The organism is Azospirillum endophyticum (assembly GCF_016595245.1).
In the GTDB taxonomy this organism is placed as follows: domain Bacteria; phylum Pseudomonadota; class Alphaproteobacteria; order Azospirillales; family Azospirillaceae; genus Azospirillum; species Azospirillum endophyticum.
Window position 1 is genome coordinate 149314 of record NZ_JAENHM010000088.1, and the last position, 18028, is coordinate 167341.

An 18028-nucleotide genomic window follows, 5' to 3' on the forward strand; every position below is an offset into this window, starting at 1 on the left:
GCCTAAAGGTAGCTCTGCTCCCGCCGGTGATCCTCCCGCCGGCGGGCGAGCAGGGCGAGGCCCGCGGCGATCACCGTGAAGCACAGGGTCAGCATCAGATAAAAGGCCAGTGCGAGCCCGACCGTCATGGTGCCGAGCAGCACCATGGCCAGTATCCAGACGCCCAGCGATACGATGGCGCGCGCCGACATGGGTTGTCTCCTGTCCCCTGTCCTGATCCGCCTGAGAAATTCGACCCGCCCCGAAACATTCCCGGCCTTCCGGCCGGCTGCTTTCGGCCGCCTGTTTTTCGCCACGTCCGCTTCCCACATTCGATAGGAGGGAAGCCGGTGGCAAGCCTGTGTTCACCGCAAAGCCTGCCACGCTGTCGACCACACGGGGGCGCGGCATCCTGTCACTGCGCGGGCGCGCCGCACCCGTTAGTGACTGAACAATTGCCGCAAGCCGGTTTCGACGGCCGGTTCGTCCTACTGATTGGCCCAACTGATTTGTGAGGCCAACAAGTCTGTTGACAGCGTGCGGCATCAACCTTACCTTTACGTAAACGTCAGGGAAGGAGCGAGCGGAGTGGATCGGCATTCGATCGGCAACGGCGCGATGGAGATGGGGGAGGGGGCCGGCATCAGCCGCATGTCCGATCCGCGCCTCGCCATCGGCGAACTGGCCGGGGAGTTCGGTCTGACCCACCGCACCATCCGCCATTACGAGGATGAAGGGCTGCTGGCGCCGGAACGGGTCGGCAGCACCCCCGGAGGCGCCCGTGTCTACCGCCATCGCGACCGCGCCCGGCTGGCGCTGATCTGCCGCGGCAAGCGGCTGGGCTTCAGCCTGGCCGAAATCAAGGATTTCCTGAACCTCTACGACACCGACGACGCCCAGATCGAACAGATGCGCTACATGCGCTCCATCGCGCGCCGGCGGATTTCCGCACTCGAACAGCAGCTTGCCGACGTCCAGCAGACCTTGGCGGAGCTGTGCACCATCGACACCCAGATCTCCGAGCATCTTCGCCGCAACGGCATCACGGAGACGCAGGACATGGAGGAGAAGCACTCATGAAGTCGGTCGTCATCGCCGGTTATGCCCGTTCGCCCTTCGCCTTCGCCCATAAGGGCGAGCTGACCAAGGTCCGCCCCGACGATCTGCTGGCCCGCGTCATCGCGGCGCTGGTCGAGCGCACCGGCCTGAAGACCGACGACATCGAGGATGTGATCGTCGGCTGCTCCTTCCCCGAGGGCGAGCAGGGGCTGAACGTCGCCCGCAGCATCTCCTTCCTGGCCAAGCTGCCGCAGACCGCCGCGGCCACCACGGTGAACCGCTATTGCGGCTCCTCGATGCAGTCGATCCACCAGGCGGCGGGAGCCATCCAGATGGGCGCCGGCGAGGTCTTCGTCTGCGGCGGCGTCGAATCGATGACCCGCGTCCCGATCATGGGCTTCAACCCGCTGCCGAACCCGGCGTTGAAGGAGTCCTATCCCGAAGCCTACTGCTCGATGGGCATCACCGCGGAGAATGTCGCCCGCAAATACGCCGTCTCCCGCGCCGAGCAGGAGGCGCTCGCCGTCGCCTCCCATGCCAAGGCGGCAGAGGCCCAGGCGGCCGGCCGCCTGTCGGATGAGATCGTCGGCATCCAGACCCCGGCCGGTCTGGTCGACAAGGACGGCTGCATCCGTCCCGGCACCAACGCCGAAAGCCTGTCGGGCCTGAAGCCGGCCTTCACCGCCGACGGCACCGTGACCGCCGGCACCTCCTCGCCGCTGACCGACGGCGCGTCGGTCGTGCTGGTGACGACGGAGGAGTATGCCCGCGCCAACGGCCTGCCGATCCTGGCGAAGATCCGCTCGGTCGCCGTCGCCGGCTGCGCGCCGGAGCTGATGGGCCTCGGCCCCGTCCCGGCCACCCGCAAGGCGCTGGCCCGCGCCGGCCTGTCGATCGCCGACATCGACATCATCGAGATCAACGAGGCCTTCTCGTCCCAGGCCATCGCCTGCATGCGCGACCTCGACATCGACCCGTCCCGCATCAACCCGGATGGCGGCGCGCTGGCGCTCGGCCACCCGCTGGGAGCCACCGGCGCCCGCATCACCGGCAAGGCCGCGGCCCTGCTGAAGCGCGAAGGCAAGCAGTTCGCGCTGGCGACCCAGTGCATCGGCGGCGGCCAGGGCATCGCCACCATCCTGGAAGCGGTCTGACGAACGGGATCGGGGAGGAAACGACCATGAAGATCGAACGCGCCGCCGTGATCGGTGCGGGCGTGATGGGTGCCGGCATCGCCGCCCATTTCGCCAACGCTGGCATCCCCTGCGTCCTGCTCGACATTCCTGTGAAGGATGGCCCTGCCAAGGAGGGTGCCGACCGCAGCGCCATTGCCAAGGGTGCGGTGGCCAAGATGCTGAAGACCGATCCGGCTCCCTTCATGCATCCGAAGAACGCCAGGCTGATCACGCCCGGCAATCTTGAGGATGACCTCAATCTGCTGGCCGACGTCGACTGGATCGTCGAGGCCATCGTCGAGAACCCGGCGATCAAGGCCGACCTCTACAGGCGCATCGATCCGGTGCGCAAGGCGGGCTCGGTGGTGTCGTCCAACACCTCCACTATCCCGCTGGCGGTGCTGACGGAGGGGCAGGGCGAGCAGTTCCGCCGCGACTTCCTGATCACCCATTTCTTCAACCCGCCGCGCTACATGCGGCTGCTGGAGATCGTCGGCGGCGCCGACACCCGGCCCGATGCCATGGCCGCCATCGCCGAGGTCTGCGACCGCCGTTTGGGCAAGGGCGTCGTCCACTGCAAGGACACGCCGGGCTTCATCGCCAACCGCATCGGCGTCTTCTGGATCCAGTCGGCGGTGAATGCCGCGGTGGATCTGGGCCTGACGGTCGAGGAGGCCGACGCCGTCGGCGGCCGTCCGATGGGCATCCCCAAGACCGGTGTCTTCGGCCTGATGGATCTGGTCGGGCTCGACCTGATGCCGCACATCGCCAAGAGCATGTCGGCCACCCTGCCGGCGAACGACGCCTATCGCGGCCAGATGCGCGAGCACCCGGTCATCACCCGGATGATCGCCGAGGGCTACACCGGCCGCAAGGGCAAGGGCGGCTTCTACCGCATCAACAAGGCCGGCGGCGGCAAGGTGAAGGAATCGGTCGACCTCCGGACCGGCGACTACGCCCCGTCGGAGAAGGCCCGGCTGGACAGCGTGTCCGCTGCCGGCCGCGACCTGCGCAAGCTGTGCGAGCATCCGGACAAGGGTGGCCTTTTCGCCCGCCGCGTCCTGGCGCAGACGCTGGCCTATGCCGCCAGCCTGGTGCCGGAGATCGCCGACAGCATCGTCGCCGTCGATGAGGGCATGCGGCTCGGCTACAACTGGAAGCAGGGGCCGTTCGAGCTGATCGACCGGTTGGGCACCGACTGGTTCGCTGAGCTGTGCCGCTCCGAAGGCATCCCGGTCCCGGCGCTGGTCGAGACCGCTGCCGGCCGTCCCTTCTACCGGGTCGAGGACGGCAGGCTCCAGCACCTGACGACATCCGGCGTCTATGACACGGTGGTGCGTCCGGACGGCGTGTTGCTGCTGTCGGACATCAAGCGCGCCGCCGGCAAGCCGGTGTGGAAGAACGGCTCGGCCAGCCTGTGGGACATCGGCGATGGCGTGCTGTGCGTCGAGTTCACCAGCAAGATGAACGCCGTCGATGCCGACATCATGGCCGCGTACGAGAAGGCGATGCGCCTGATCGGCGATGGCAAGGGTGATTGGAAGGCGCTGGTCATCCACAACGAGGCCGACAATTTCTCGGTCGGCGCCAATCTGGGCCTCGCCCTGTTCGCGCTGAACATCGGCCTGTGGCCGCAGATCGAGGAGATGGTGGAGGGCGGCCAGCGCACCTACCGCGCGCTGAAATACGCGCCCTTCCCGGTGGTGGCGGCCCCCAGCGGCATGGCGCTCGGCGGCGGCTGCGAGATCCTGCTGCATTCCGACCATGTCCAGGCCCATGCCGAGACCTATGTCGGCCTCGTCGAGGTCGGCGTCGGCCTGATCCCGGCCTGGGGCGGCTGCACCGAGATGCTGGCCCGCCATCAGGCCAACCCGAAGGCGCCGCGCGGCCCGATGCCGGGCATCGGCAAGGCCTTCGAGATCATCAGCACCGCCACCGTCGCCAAGTCGGCGGCCGAGGCCAAGGAGCTGCTGTATTTTCGAGCCGGCGACGGCATCACCATGAACCGCGACCGGCTGCTCGCCGACGCCAAGGCCAAGGCGCTGGAACTGGCGGCGGATTACACTCCGCCGGAGAAGACCACCAGCTACGTCCTGCCCGGTCCCAGCGCCAAGGCGGCGATGGAACTGGCGGTGGAGGGCTTCGCCCTGCAGGGCAAGGTCACCCCGCATGACAAGATTGTCTGCGCGGCGCTGGCCGAGGTGCTGAGCGGCGGCGAGGAGGCCGACATCGTCAAGCCGGTCGGCGAGGATCACGTCCTGCGGCTGGAGCGCGAGGCGTTCATGGGGCTGGTGCGCACCGGCGGCACCATCGACCGGATCGAGCACATGCTGCTCACCGGCAAGCCGCTGCGGAACTGAGGGGGAGGAACGAGAGATGCCGATCTACAAGGCTCCGCTTGAGGATGTGCGCTTCGTCCTGGACGAGATCGTCGGCCTGGACAAGCTGTCGGCCCTGCCGGGCTACGAGGACGCCACGCCGGAACTCGTCGGCCAGGTGCTGGAGGAGGGCGCCAAGCTGTGCGAGGAGGTGCTGTTCCCGCTGAACCAGTCCGGCGACGGCGAGGGCTGCCATTTCGAGAATGGCGAGGTCCGCACGCCCAAGGGCTTCAAGGAGGCCTATAGCACCTATATCGAGGCCGGCTGGCAGGGTCTGGCCTGCGACCCGGCCTATGGCGGGCAGGGGCTGCCGAAGCTGGTCAACACCATGCTGGAGGAGTTCATCTGCTCCGCCAACCTCAGCTTCGGCATGTATCCCGGCCTGTCGCTCGGCGCCTACAACGCGCTTGCGATGTATGGATCCGAGGAGCTGAAGCAGCGCTTCCTGCCCAAGCTGGTCGACGGCACCTGGTCCGGCACCATGTGCCTGACCGAGCCGCATTGCGGCACCGACCTCGGCATCATCCGCACCAGGGCGGTGCCGGCGGAGGACGGGTCGTTCAAGATCACCGGCACCAAGATCTTCATCTCGGCCGGCGAGCATGACCTGACCGGCAACATCCTGCATCTGGTGCTGGCCCGCCTGCCGGACGCCCCGGCCGGGACCCGCGGCATCAGCCTGTTCCTGGTGCCGAAATTCATGCCCAACGAAGACGGCATGCCGGGCGCGCGCAACGGCGTCGCCTGCGGTTCCATCGAGCACAAGATGGGCATCAGGGCGTCGTCGACCTGCGTCATGAACTTCGAGGATGCCACCGGCTGGCTGGTCGGCGAGCCGCACAAGGGCATGCGCGCCATGTTCGTGATGATGAACGCGGCCCGTCTGGCCGTGGGCATCCAGGGGCTGGGGCTGGCCGAGGTGTCCTACCAGAACGCCGTCAACTACGCCCGCGAACGGCTCCAGGGCCGCTCGCTGTCGGGGGTGAAGGCACCGGACAAGCCGGCCGACCCGATCATCGTCCATCCCGACGTGCGCAAGAACCTGCTGACCGCCCGTGCCTTCACCGAGGGGGCGCGTGCGCTCGGCGCGCTGACCGCCTACAAGCTCGACGTGGCGGAAAAGCATCCCGACGAGCGCACCCGCCGCGATGCCGACGAGTTCGTCCAGCTGATGACGCCGATCGTCAAGGCGCTGTTCACCGACATCGGCTTCGAGTCGGCCAACATCGCCGTGCAGGTCCATGGCGGCCACGGCTTCATCTGGGAGACCGGCGTCGAGCAGTATGTCCGCGACGCCCGCATCTGCCAGATCTACGAGGGCACCAACGGCATCCAGGCGCTCGACCTCGTCGGCCGCAAGCTGCCGCAGGACATCGGCCGCCTGCTCCGCCACTTCTTCCATCCCGTCGGCCGCGACATCGAGGCTGCGATGGAGAAGGACGAGCTGGGCGAGTTCGTGATGCCGCTGGCCAAGGCCTTCGCCAAGCTGCAGCAGGCCACCGCCCTGATCGCCCAGAAGGGCCTGAAGGATCCGGAGGAGGCCGGGGCCGCCGCCAGCGACTATCTGCGCCTGTTCGGGCTGGTGGCGCTGGGCTGGTGCTGGCTGACCATGGTGGAGAAGGCGCAGGCCAAGCTCGAAGCCGGGGAGGGCAATGCCGCCTTCTACGCGGCCAAGATCAAGACCGCACGTTTCTACATGACCAAGCTGCTGCCGCAGACCAACAGCCTGTTCATCACCATCGCCGCCGGCGCCCAGCCGGTGATGGAGCTTGAAGAAGCCGCCTTCTGATCCGTCCTGCCGCGCCCCAAGGGGCGCTCGACTTCAAAGCCGGTCCGGTGCCGTGGTTGGCGCCGGGCCGGTTTCTTTATTTCGGCCCGGCAGCGCATTTTTTACCAAGGTCCAGTACCGCATTCGCCTATTGACCTAAAATTATCATACCGCTTTGGAAATATCACTCCTGGGAAGTGCTCTCTCCGTCCGTTAGGCCTTCGGAGCGGTGACAAAAGTTAATTTCAGGTTGTCCGCCCTCGTCCCTGCGTGTTACATCTCAATAGAGATTACGTTTGGCCGGTGCCTGCTATATCCTTCGGATTTTAGGGAATATGCGGGTGGCGACGGCCCCTTCCTTTTCTCAAGCCCTCGACGGGCCTTTCGGAGGGGCGAGCATGGTGCGGGAGTTTGAGCGATGAAGATCCTGATCGGTGATGATCACGTTTTGTTCCGGGAAGGTCTTCGCCGTCTGCTTGAGCAGCTTCGCGAGAATGCTACCTTCGCGGAGGCCAGCAATTTCGACGAGCTTCTGGATATGGCGGCGTCGACGGAACAGGCCTATGACCTCGTCCTGACCGATCTGCGGATGCCGGGATGGCCCGGCTTCTCCGGCATCGGCATGCTGCGCGATCGGCAGCCGAACGCCAAGGTCGTGGTCATCTCCGCATCCGAGGCGCAGGCCGACGTGCGCGAGGCGCTGGAAAACGGCGCTGCCGGCTACATCCCGAAATCGTCCAGCGTGAAGATCATGCTGAGCGCGCTCGACCTGATCTTCTCCGGCGGCATCTATGTGCCGGCGGCGGTGCTGCGCGACGGGGGCGAGTCCGACCAGCGCAGTGCCGGCGGCGGCGTGATCCCGCCGACCGATCCGCAGCTGGAGCAATTGCTGACCCAGCGTCAGCGCGAGGTGCTGGACCGCCTGCGCGAAGGCAAGTCGAACAAGCAGATCGCCCATGAGCTGGGCTTGTCCGAAGGTACGGTGAAGATCCATATGACGGCGATCTTCAAATCGCTGGGCGTGCGCAACCGCACCCAGGCGGCGATGGCCTTCCCGCAGTCGCATTCGGCCTGAAGCCGCAAGTCCCGATCAAAGGAAACGACCCGCCGGAGCGCTCCGGCGGGTCGTTTCCTTATTCAGGCGTTTTTCAGGCGACGGGCTCCGTGTCATACGCGGTCAGAAAAATTCTGACCGCTGCGTTCATACGCCACGCAGGCTTCGCGCCTGGCGGCGCGCGCCCGCAGTCGCGGGCGATACCGGGTTCGAAAAGTCAGAACTTTCCGAATCCGGTATCAGCCCATGCCGGCGACATAGCCGCGCAGCGATTCGACCTCCAGCTCGGCGTCGTCGATACGGGCCTTCACCACGTCGCCGATGCTGATGACGCCGACGACGCGGCCATCCTCGACGATGGGCACATGACGGATGCGCCGTTCGGTCATCACCGCCATCATGTCGGCGACGGTGTCGGTGGCGGAGGCGGTGATCAGCTCGCGCGTCATCAGGTCGGCCACCGGGCGGTCCAGGGCCGCCGCACCGTCGCGGGCGATCGCACGCACGACATCGCGTTCCGACAGGATGCCGACCGGCCGCCCGTCCTCATCCATCACCAGCACGGCGCCGATCCGGTGTTCGGTCAGCAGGCGGGTGACGGCGGCAACGGTGTCGTCCGGCGTGGCGGAGACGATCCGGCTGCCCTTGCGCTTCAATACGACTGCAACATGCATGGTGCTACGGCCTCCCTTCCGACGACCCCAATAACGGAATCATGGGGATAACCGTACAATCTGCAAGGCTGATGATAAAAAGAAAAAGGCGGCCTCCCCCGGATGGGGAAGGCCGCCTGCCGGAAAACCGGGTCCGCCCCGGGACCCCGAAACCGGTTCTTAGAAGCGGTAGCCGACGCCGATGCCGACCAGCCACGGGTCCAGCGTGACCTTCGAGCTGACCGGCAGGACGGCGCTGCCCAGGCGGGCGTTGGCGGTCACGTCGGTCTTCAGGAAGACCTTCTTGACGTCGAAGTTCAGCGACCAGTTGCCGGTGATGGCGACGTCGACGCCGGCCTGTAGGGCCCAGCCGAAGCGGTTCTTGTAGTTGGTGTCGGTGATGCGCAGGCCGGCGGCGTTGGGGTTGTCGGCCGCATCCTCGTTGTAGAACAGGGTGTAGTTCACGCCGGCGCCGACATAGGGGCTGATGCGCTCCTTCGGCATGAAGTGGTACTGCACGGTCAGGGTCGGCGGCAGCAGCGACACCTTGCCGATCTCGGTCACGCCGCCGGCGCCGGCGATCAGGTTGCCCTTCACGCGGTGGCGGCTGGTGCCGGCGATCAGCTCGGCGGCGATGTTGTCGGTGAAGAAGTAGGTGAAGTCGACTTCCGGAATATAGTCGTTGCCGACCTTGGCCGACCCGATGTCACCGAGCGCCGAGTTGTTGATCGTGCCCTTTTCCTGCGGCAGCACGGCCAGGCCGCGCGCACGAACGACGATGTCGCCGGCCGACTTGCCCTTGAAGTCCTGAGCGAGCGACGGGGAAGCGATGGCGACGAGGGCCGAGGTCGCCAGCAAGGCGGCGGCGGCGCGCGACAGGATGGTCATGGGGTCTGCTCCAGGCAATGCGTTGTTGCTGTTCTGTGGCATCAGCCAATGGAGCTATTACCAGACACCGAGTATGGGTACTAGGGGGGCTACAACCCTTCCTCTCCTGATGCAGCAGCTCTGCAACAGTGACGAGTTGTCACATGGACAAGGAAATCAAGGAGCTGGTTTGATCGTTTGTTGGGGAATCAGCGCCATGCAGTTCTGGACGATGGCATAGCATTGGCCAAGTCGTGCCGACCCGCCGGTGGCTCCACCATACACGACGCGCTCGACCACCCCGTTTCTCAGACTGAAGGTTGCTTCGCAGTCGAAGCTGCTGACTTCATATCCATAGGACGGCCAGCCATAGCCGTAACCATAGTGAGGCCATCCCCAGCCGCCATAATAGCCGATCGGCGGCGGGCTCGGGTAGGAGACGAGGCGGGAACTGCGGTAGGTGAAGAAATCCCGGTTATCGACGGTCGCCTGCCGTTCCGGCACCCCGGCGCAGGACAGCAGCGTCTCCTTCGGCATGCCGATCAGGGCGGTCTGCGCCACCAGCGCCTCGTCCGCCGCCGGGTTGGCGCAACCGCCCAGAGCCCCGGCCGCCGCCAGCGCCGCGACGCAGAGCGCCCGGCTCGCCACTGGCTTCCTCGTCGACCGCCCCATCAACCGACGCACAGACATCGCACGCCTCCTCCACCCTGATGCCCGGTTATCGTTTCCGTGCCGGCGACAGGTCGTACTCCGCCACGCCCAACGCCCGCACGTCCTCCGGCAGGCCGCGGCCGGTGGCGAGCCCCGCCGCCGTCCGGCCCATCGCCGGCGCGGTCTGGATGCCGTAGCCGCCCTGGCCGGCCAGCCAGAAGAACCCTTCGGCGTCGGGCGCGAAGCCGACCACCGGAACCTTGTCGGCGACGAAGCTGCGCAGGCCGGCCCAGCGATGGGCCAATCTCCGAACGGTGAAGCGCGACGCTTGTTCCAGCCGGTCCACCGTCTCGGCGACGTCGATGTCCTCCGGCTGCACGTCACAGGGCTCGACCGGCGTCTGGTCGGCGGGGGAGGCCAGCAGGCGGCCGGCATCCGGCTTGACGTAGAAGGTCTCCGCCACGTCCGACACCATCGGCCAGCTGTCCAAGCCCACCTTGTCGGCCGGATCCCCGAACACCGGATCGAAGGTGATGGCGGTCCGCCGCTTAGGGACCAGTCCGACGGTGGCGACGCCGGCCAGCCTCGCCAGCTGGTCCGCCCAGGCTCCGGCGGCGTTCACCAGCACCGGCGCTGCGAAGGTGCCGGCGCCGGTCTCCACCACCCACAGCCCGTCCCGCCGCGCCAAACCACGCACCTCGGCATCCGTCACCACGCGGCCGCCGCGCCCCTTCAGCCCGCGCAGATAGCCCTGGTGCAAGGCATGAACGTCGATGTCGCGGGCGTCCGGCTCCCACACGCCGCCGGCGACATAGTCCGGGCGGAGGAAGGGCGCGCGGGCCAGAACCTGGGCGCGATCATGGCGTTCGACCGACGGGGTCAGGCGGCGACCCTGCTGATACTCCGCATCCAGCCGGTCGATCTCATGGCCGCGTCCGATGATCAGCACCCCGCGCGGGGTCAGCAGCGCGTGCTCGGCGAATCCGGCGGGCGGCTCCGTGTAGAAGTCCCAGCTCGCCACCGTCAGGGCGCGGATGGGTGCCGGTCCATAGGTCTGGGTGTAGAGCGCCGCCGACCGGCCGGTCGAGTGATAGCCGGGCTGCGATTCGCGTTCCAGCACCAGCACCCGGCCTTCCGCGGCCAGCTCGTAGGCGGCGGACGCACCGGCGATGCCGGCCCCGACCACCAGGAAATCGACGCGCTCCACGTTTCCCGCTCCTCGAATTCTTGTCGGTACATTTTTATCGGCCGCCTATGGCATGGCGGCGCTTAGGCTTGGCATTTGATCCGGCAGGGCCACCATTTCAAGGATCAGCTTCTGCCGCAGGGCGGCGACGAAGCTGTCCTTGTCCAAGGCGCTCTTCACGAAGCTGCCGGGGCCGCCGATCACGCTTTCCTCGAAATACTCCTCCAGCCAGGGGAATTCGTCGAGGATGGCGAGGCCGTTGACCACGATTCCCCGTTTGGTCACCCGGTCGCGCGCCTCCGCCGGATCGATCCCGCCGTTGGAAAAGCCGTTCGAAACCAGGTCGATGACCTGCCGCGGCGCCTTGCCGCCGCGATCGAACAGCTTGGCCGCTTCGACGACGGCGCTGCCGATGGCCGTCGAGTCGCCCTGGAAGCCGCGGGGCAGGGCGTCGATCCGGTCGGCGAAACGGCCGGCGTCCTCGGGCCTGGACAGCGAGGTCCAGGGGATCAGAACCCGCAGGCTGTTCGGTCCCGAATAGGCGGCCAGCGTCACCCGCGCCCCGGCCGCGGCCAGCGCGTCCGCCACGGCGGGGTCGCGGAAGGCGGCGGCATGCCCCTGCAGCTGGAACTCCAGGTCGCCTGTGGTGATGGAGGCCGACCCGTCGAGCGCCAGCACCAGCGCCACCCCGGGCTGTCCGTCCGTCTTCTCGGGCGGAGCGGCCAGCGACCCGCCGCACAGGACCAGGAGGACGGAAAAAACGGCAATCACGGCACGCGGCATTCCCATCGGCACTCCATGCTTGAAAGGGCCGGCGCCGGCCCCTTCAAGCGTTCGAGAGGGCGTGGCGCACCACCTTCACCATCACCGACGGCAGGGCGTGGTCGCCCAGCCGGTCGACCGGGACCCAATTGCCGTCGGCGCTCCGCCAGTCGGCACCGGCCTGCGCGGCGACCACCTCAAGCTCCAGGTGAAAATGGGTGAATGTGTGGCGGACCAGACCGGGCAGCCGGCGCCAGCGCGTAGGGAAGGGCTGCTGCGCCGCCACCGCCGCCTCGCCGGGCAGGTCCGGTCCCCAGGCGGTCGAGGGCACCTCCGCCATGCCGCCCAGCAGCCCCTCCTCGGCCCGGCGGCGCAGCAGCACGGCGCCGTCGGGGTTCAGCAGCCAATAGGCGACGCCGCGGCGGGTCGGCTTTTCCGCCTTGGCGACCTTGCGCGGCAGGCTCTCGGCGATGCCGGCGGCGCGGCCCTCGCAGTAATCGGACCATGGGCACAGCATGCATTTCGGCTTGCGCGGGGTGCAGATGGTGGCGCCCAGATCCATCATCGCCTGGGCATAGTCGCCGGGCCGGAAATCCGGCGTCAGCGTGGCGGCCAGACGGCGAAGCGTCGGCTTGGCGTTGGGCAGCGGCTCTTCCACCGCGAAGATTCGGGCGATCACCCGCTCGACGTTGCCGTCCACCACGGTGGCCTTGCGGTCGAAGGCGATGGCGGTGATGGCGGCGGCGGTGTAGGCGCCGACGCCCGGCAGCGCCAGCAGCGCGGCCTCGTTGCCCGGAAACCGGCCGCCATGGTCCTCGGCCACCACGCGGGCGCATTTGTGCAGGTTGCGGGCCCGCGCGTAGTAGCCGAGCCCCGCCCAGGCCACCAGCAAATCGTCCAGCGGCGATTCTGCCAGATCGCGCACCGTCGGCCAGCGTTCGGTGAAGCTGCGGTAATAGGGCGCGACCGCTGGGACGGTCGTCTGCTGCAGCATGATCTCGGACAGCCAGACCCGGTAGGGATCGGCGGTCTCCCCCGGCTTGGCGCGCCAGGGCAGGTCGCGGCGGTGGCGGTCGTACCAGGACAGCAGCCGCCGGGCGGCCTCGGTGGAATCTGGAATCATGATGGGAAGAAATAGAGGGTTCGGAGCGTCTGGGGAAGGGAGTGGGGCAAATCCCTGGCCGGGCGCTGGGCATCGGCCCACGCTTGCGCTAGGGTGCCGCCAACCCACATGACCCGGAACCGGTGCTTCAGCCGGGGCCGCACAGGAGTGATCGCAGAGCATGAGCGGACCGCGTCGCATCGGCCAATCCGTTCCGGAGGTCGCCGGCAAGGTGCTGGGCAAGCGCGGGCTTGCCTTCGGCGCGCTGATCACCGACTGGCCGTCCATCGTCGGCCACCAGCTGTCGCTGCGCACCGCTCCCGACAAACTCAGCTTTCCCCGCGGCAAGCGCGAGGAGGCCACCCTGCACATCCGCGCCATGGGGGCGATCGCGCTGGAGCTTCAGCATCTGGAGCCGCAGATCATCGAGCGCATCAACAGCTTCTTCGGTTACCGCGCGGTGGCGAAGATCAAGCTGATCCATGCGGCTCTGCCGTCGACGCCGTCGCCGGTGGTGCGTCCGCGCGCCCTGACGATGGACGAGGAGATCGGCATCACCACCACCACCGCGACCGTCGAGGACGAGGAGCTGCGCGCCACGCTGGAGCGCTTCGGCCGCTCGCTGATGGCGCGGCCGAAGCGGGCGGCGCGTTAACGGGCGCCGGTCCGATTTTACCGGCCCCATGCCGTCCGGCCTGTGCTGGACGCGTCGGGGCCTCATTGTCTATACGTCAACATCTGGTAGGAACGAGGGCAAAGTGAACCGCAAAATTCTGGGACGCAGGTATTTCGGGCTGGCCGGCCTTCTCGCCATCGGCTTCACCGCCGCGTTCGGCACCGCCATGACCGCGGCGCCGTCGGCGGCGCAGGCTGCCGCCACCCTGCCGCCGGTGTCGGAGCTGATGGCCGACCGCGTCATGGGCGACCCCAAGGCGCCGGTGACGATCCTCGACTATTCGTCGATGACCTGCCCGCACTGCGCCCACTTCCACACCGACATCCTGCCGAAGATCAAGGAAGCCTACATCGACACCGGCAAGGCCAAGCTGATCTTCCGCGACTTCCCCTTCGATCAGGCGGCGCTCAGCGCCAGCATGCTGGCCCATTGCGCCCCGTCCGAGCGCTACTATCCGCTGACCGACGTGCTGTTCAAGAGCCAGTCGACCTGGAGCCGCGCCGCCGACCCGGCCAAGGCGCTGGCCCAGTACGGCAAGCTGGCCGGCATGAGCCAGGAGACCATCGACGCCTGCCTCGCCAACAAGGAACTGGCCGACGCCATCCTGAACAGCCGCCTGACCGGCCAGAACCAGTACAAGGTCGAAGCGACCCCGACCTTCATCCTCAACGACGGCAAGGCCCGCATCGAAGGCGCCCAGTCGTTCGAGGAATTCTCGAAAGCCATCGACAAGCTGCTGAAGTAAGCGAGGGCGTTTTGCCCCCACCTTGATCCTCCCCCGCTCTCAGCGGACCTACGGTCCGCCTGCCGCGTCAGCACAAAGCGAAGCTTTGTGCGAGAGCTGGGCGGGGGAGGAGACCAGTGCTGATATGATAGGGTTGCGGCAGTCCCTCCCCCGCCCAGCGGGGGAGGTTAGGTGGGGGCATCGCTGGCCGGCACTTCATCATTCGATGCACTCGCCTCAAAGCCCGGTACATCAAAGGTTCTTTCCCAGTGCAGTTCACGCGTCTCCGCCTGTCGGGTTTCAAGTCTTTCGTCGATGCCACGGATCTGGTCATCGAACCCGGCATGACCGGGATCGTCGGCCCCAACGGCTGCGGCAAGTCCAATCTGGTGGAGGCGCTGCGCTGGGTGATGGGCGAGACCTCGGCCAAGCGCATGCGCGGCGACGACATGGACGACGTCATCTTCGGCGGCACCTCCAGCCGGCCGGCCCGCAATCTGGGCGAGGTGACGCTGGCGGTCGACAACCGGTCGCGCACCGCGCCGGCCGGCTTCAACGAGCATGACGAGCTGGAGATCACCCGGCGGATCGAACGCGGCTCCGGCTCCGACTACCGCATCAACGGCAAGCTGGTGCGGGCGCGCGACGTCCAGCTCCTGTTCGCGGACAATGCGTCGGGCGCCGGCTCCCCGGCGCTGGTCAGCCAGGGCAAGGTGGCGCAGATCATCGCCGCCAAGCCGCAGGAGCGCCGCGCTCTGCTGGAGGAGGCCGCCGGCATCACCGGCCTGCACTCCCGCCGGCACGAGGCGGAACTGCGGCTGAAGGCGGCGGAGACCAACCTGACCCGCCTCGACGACGTGATCGGGGCGATGGACACCCAGCTGCAGAGCCTGAAGAAGCAGGCGCGCCAGGCCGTCCGCTACCGCAACCTGTCGGATCAGATCCGCAAGGCGGAGGCCGTGCTGTGGCATCTGCGCTGGCTCGCGGCGCAGGAGGAGCGCGCCCGCGCCCATGCCGCCTTCGCGGCCGCCGAGGCCGAGGTTCGCGACCGCATGCTGGCGGTCAACCAGATGGCCGCCCGCCGCACGGAGGCCGCCGCCGGTCTTCCCGACAAGCGCCAGACCGAATCGCGCACGGCCGCCGCCCTGCAACGGCTGGTGATCGCCCGCGAACAGCTTGATGCCGAGGAGAAGCGCGTCGCCGACCAGCAGCGCGCGCTGGAAGCCCGGCTGCGCCAGATCGCCGGCGACCTCGGCCGCGAGGAGGCGCTGGCCGCCGACGCCGGGGAGGCGCTGGCCCGGCTGGAGGCCGAACGCGACCGGCTGATCGCGGCGCAGGCCGACGAGGAGATGCTGGAGGACGCAGCTGCCGAGGCTTTGGCCGAGGCGCGCGAGCAGGTCGATGCGCTCGACCGCGAGCTGACCCGGCTGACCGAGACGGTCGCCACCGACGAGGCCCGCCGCGCCGCCACCCAGCGCCAGTCCGCCGAGCTGGAGGCCCGGGCCGCCGGCCTCGCCAAGCGGCTGGCGGACCAGCAGGCCCAGCGCGCCGTGCTGGAGGCGGAGATCGCCGCCCGTGCCGACCTGTCGGAGGCCGAACTGGCGGTCGAACTGGCCGAGCAGAGGCTGGAACAGGCCCGCGACGCCGCCGAGGCCGCCGAACTGGCGAAGGCGGAGGCCGAACCGGCCCAGTCCCGTGCCCGCGAGGCGCTGTCCGCGGCCGAGTCCGCCTGCGCCAGGCTGCGCGCCGAGGAGCGTGCCTTGGCCGAACTGCTGGAAGCCGGGGCGGGCGGGCCGTTCCCGCCGTTGGTCGATGCGGTGACGGTGTCGCCCGGCTACGAGGGGGCGCTCGCCGCCGCGCTGGGCGACGCGCTTACCGCGCCGCTGGACGTCGCCGCTCCGGTGCATTGGCGCATGCTGCCGGCCTATGAGGCCGTGGCGCCGCTGCCGTCCGGTGCCGAACCGCTGTCGAACCATGTGCAGGGGCCGCCGGCCGCCGCCCGCGCCCTCGTCCATATCGGGGTCATTGCCGACGCCGGGGCCGATGCCGGGGCGGGCGCCGCGCTGGTGGGAAGGCTGGCGCCCGGGCAGGTGCTGGTCAGCCGCGACGGTGGGGCGTGGCGCTGGGACGGGCTGACCGTCCAGGCCGGCGCCCCGACCGCCGCAGCAATCCGCCTGAAGCAGCGCAACCGGCTGGCCGAGCTGCGCGGCGAGCTGGAGCTTGCCGAGGAGCAGGTCACGCTGGCGCGCGAGGCGCTGGACCTCGCCAAGCGGACGGTGGAGGAGGCCGCGCAGGCCGACCGCCGCGCCCGCGATGCCGTGCGTGAAGGCTTCGCCGCGCTGAACGCCGCCCGCGACCGCCACGCGAAACTGGCGCGTGAGGCCGATGCGGCGTCCCACCGCCTCGCCGCCCTGGTGGAGGCGGTGGAACGCCTCGCCGTCGAGGAGAGCGAGGCCGCCGCCCGCCGCGACGAGGCGCTGGAATTGCTGGAGGCGCTGCCCGATCCGCGCGAGGGGCGGGAGCGGATGAACGACCGGCGTGCGGCCCTTGCGGAACGCCGCACCGCCCTGTCCGAGCGGCAGAATGCGCTGGACCGCCTGACCCGCGAGGCGCAGGCCCGCCGACAACGCCTTGCCGCCATCCAGTCCGAGACCGCCTCCTGGGACACCCGCTCCACCGGGGCCGGCGGCCGTGTCGCGGAGTTGCGCCAGCGCGCGCAGGAGGCGGAGGGCGAGATCGCCGCGCTGTCCGGCCGGCCGGCCGGGATCGCGGCGGAACGCCAGGATCTTCTCGACCGCATCGCCGTCGCCGAGCGCGACCGCAAGCGTGCCGCCGACGCCCTGGCCGAGGCGGAGGCCCGGCTGGCCGAGACCGAGCAGGCCCTGCGCGACGCCGAAGCGGCGCTGGCCGACGGCCGCGAGGCCCGCGCCCGTGCCGAGGCCGCGGTGTCGGCGGCCCAGCAGCAGGAACGCACCCTGACGGAACGCATCGCCGAACGGCTGGACTGCCGGCCGGAGGACACCCGCGCCGCCGCCGAACTCGATCCCGCCGAACCGATGCCCGACGCGGCGGCGGTGGAAGCCCGGCTGGACAAGCTGACGCGCGAGCGCGAGACCATGGGGCCGGTCAATCTACGGGCGGAGATCGAGGCTCAGGAGCTGGAGGCCCAGATCACCGGGCTGCAGGGCGAGCGTGAGGATCTGACCGCCGCCATCGCCCGTCTGCGCCAGGGCATCTCCAGCCTGAACCGGGAGGCGCGCGAGCGTCTGGTCGCCAGCTTCGACGTGGTCAACCGCGACTTCCAGGAACTGTTCACCCGCCTGTTCGGCGGCGGCAAGGCCTATCTGGAGCTGGTCAACGCCGAGGATCCGCTGAACGCCGGGCTGGAGATCTACGCCAGCCCGCCGGGCAAGAAGCTGCAGGTGCTCTCGCTGCTGTCGGGCGGCGAGCAGGCGCTCACGGCGCTGTCGCTGCTGTTCGCGGTCTTCCGCTCCAACCCGGCGCCGATCTGCGTGCTGGACGAGGTGGACGCCCCGCTGGACGAGGCGAATGTCGGGCGCTTCTGCGATCTGGTGGAGGACATCGCCCGGCAGGGCGACACCCGCTTCCTGATCATCACCCACCATCGCCTGACCATGGCGCGGGTCGACCGCCTGTTCGGCGTGACTATGGTGGAGCGCGGTGTGTCGCAGCTGGTCAGCGTGGATCTCAGCCGGGCGGCGGAGTTGCGCGGGGTGGCGTGACGGTGGGAGGGGAAGTCGTCGGCTGACGATGCCCCCACCCTGACCCTCCCCTGCTCTCAGCGGACCTACGGTCCGCCTGCCGCGTCAGCACAAAGCATAGCTTTGTGCGAGAGCTGGGCAGGGGAGGGGATTAAGTGCTTGTTCAGAATGGCGGCGACGATCCCTCCCCCGCCCAGCGGCTACGGCATTCACAGATCTCGCGCCTGCAACAAGGCGTACAGTTTGAAATTGAAAAAGCCCCTCTCCCCTCG

At 68.5% G+C, this 18028-nt stretch carries 15 protein-coding genes; 8 read left to right on the top strand and 7 right to left on the bottom strand.

What is annotated here, in order from left to right:
• Positions 1 to 2: 2 nt before the first annotated feature.
• A complete protein-coding gene (locus JHL17_RS35150) occupies positions 3 to 191 on the bottom strand; it encodes a hypothetical protein (protein ID WP_200199298.1) in 189 nt (62 codons plus the stop codon).
• 412 nt (positions 192 to 603) lie between these two features.
• Between JHL17_RS35150 and JHL17_RS35155 the strand changes: the two genes are divergently transcribed.
• From JHL17_RS35155 to JHL17_RS35175, 5 genes are all read left to right on the top strand, one after another.
• Positions 604 to 1059: a MerR family transcriptional regulator gene (locus JHL17_RS35155; protein WP_200199324.1), complete on the top strand. Its 456-nt coding sequence runs from the start codon at positions 604 to 606 to the stop codon at positions 1057 to 1059.
• A complete protein-coding gene (locus JHL17_RS35160; protein WP_200199299.1) occupies positions 1056 to 2192 on the top strand; it encodes a thiolase family protein in 1137 nt (378 codons plus the stop codon). Before JHL17_RS35155 ends, JHL17_RS35160 begins: the two co-directional genes overlap by 4 nt.
• Before the next feature lie 26 nt (positions 2193 to 2218).
• Entirely contained in the window at positions 2219 to 4573 is a 2355-nt protein-coding gene (locus tag JHL17_RS35165; RefSeq protein ID WP_200199300.1) for a 3-hydroxyacyl-CoA dehydrogenase/enoyl-CoA hydratase family protein, read from the top strand.
• Positions 4574 to 4589: 16 nt separating this feature from the next.
• Positions 4590 to 6380, top strand: a complete 1791-nt coding sequence (locus JHL17_RS35170) for an acyl-CoA dehydrogenase C-terminal domain-containing protein (RefSeq protein ID WP_200199301.1) — start codon at positions 4590 to 4592, stop codon at positions 6378 to 6380.
• A 397-nt stretch (positions 6381 to 6777) separates the two neighbouring features.
• Complete coding sequence (locus JHL17_RS35175; RefSeq protein WP_200199302.1) at positions 6778 to 7434, top strand: response regulator; 657 nt, start codon at positions 6778 to 6780, stop codon at positions 7432 to 7434.
• A 218-nt stretch (positions 7435 to 7652) separates the two neighbouring features.
• On the opposite strand, the gene JHL17_RS35180 is transcribed toward JHL17_RS35175, so the two are convergent.
• From JHL17_RS35180 to mutY, 6 genes are all read right to left on the bottom strand, one after another.
• Positions 7653 to 8087 carry a CBS domain-containing protein gene (locus JHL17_RS35180; protein ID WP_200199303.1) on the bottom strand — a complete coding sequence of 145 codons (435 nt, stop codon included), beginning with the start codon at positions 8085 to 8087 and terminating at the stop codon, positions 7653 to 7655.
• A gap of 159 nt (positions 8088 to 8246) precedes the next feature.
• Entirely contained in the window at positions 8247 to 8954 is a 708-nt protein-coding gene (locus JHL17_RS35185) for an OmpW/AlkL family protein (protein ID WP_247894042.1), read from the bottom strand.
• Between the two features lie 156 nt (positions 8955 to 9110).
• The gene (locus JHL17_RS35190; protein WP_200199305.1) at positions 9111 to 9623 is read right to left on the bottom strand and encodes a hypothetical protein; all 513 of its coding nucleotides are present in this window, start codon (positions 9621 to 9623) and stop codon (positions 9111 to 9113) included.
• 28 nt (positions 9624 to 9651) lie between these two features.
• Positions 9652 to 10791: an FAD-dependent oxidoreductase gene (locus tag JHL17_RS35195; RefSeq protein ID WP_200199306.1), complete on the bottom strand. Its 1140-nt coding sequence runs from the start codon at positions 10789 to 10791 to the stop codon at positions 9652 to 9654.
• A 45-nt stretch (positions 10792 to 10836) separates the two neighbouring features.
• Positions 10837 to 11553 carry a DUF1194 domain-containing protein gene (locus JHL17_RS35200; RefSeq protein WP_200199307.1) on the bottom strand — a complete coding sequence of 239 codons (717 nt, stop codon included), beginning with the start codon at positions 11551 to 11553 and terminating at the stop codon, positions 10837 to 10839.
• Between the two features lie 43 nt (positions 11554 to 11596).
• Entirely contained in the window at positions 11597 to 12655 is a 1059-nt protein-coding gene (gene mutY, locus JHL17_RS35205) for an A/G-specific adenine glycosylase (RefSeq protein WP_200199308.1), read from the bottom strand.
• 160 nt (positions 12656 to 12815) lie between these two features.
• Here mutY and JHL17_RS35210 point away from each other — a divergent pair, with 160 nt between their 5' ends.
• From JHL17_RS35210 to smc, 3 genes are all read left to right on the top strand, one after another.
• The gene (locus JHL17_RS35210; protein ID WP_200199309.1) at positions 12816 to 13289 is read left to right on the top strand and encodes a DUF721 domain-containing protein; all 474 of its coding nucleotides are present in this window, start codon (positions 12816 to 12818) and stop codon (positions 13287 to 13289) included.
• A gap of 103 nt (positions 13290 to 13392) precedes the next feature.
• Positions 13393 to 14055 carry a DsbA family protein gene (locus tag JHL17_RS35215; RefSeq protein WP_345773943.1) on the top strand — a complete coding sequence of 221 codons (663 nt, stop codon included), beginning with the start codon at positions 13393 to 13395 and terminating at the stop codon, positions 14053 to 14055.
• A 248-nt stretch (positions 14056 to 14303) separates the two neighbouring features.
• Positions 14304 to 17777 (top strand): chromosome segregation protein SMC, encoded by a 3474-nt coding sequence (gene smc / locus JHL17_RS35220; protein WP_200199311.1) that lies wholly within the window; start codon positions 14304 to 14306, stop codon positions 17775 to 17777.
• Positions 17778 to 18028: the final 251 nt, after the last annotated feature.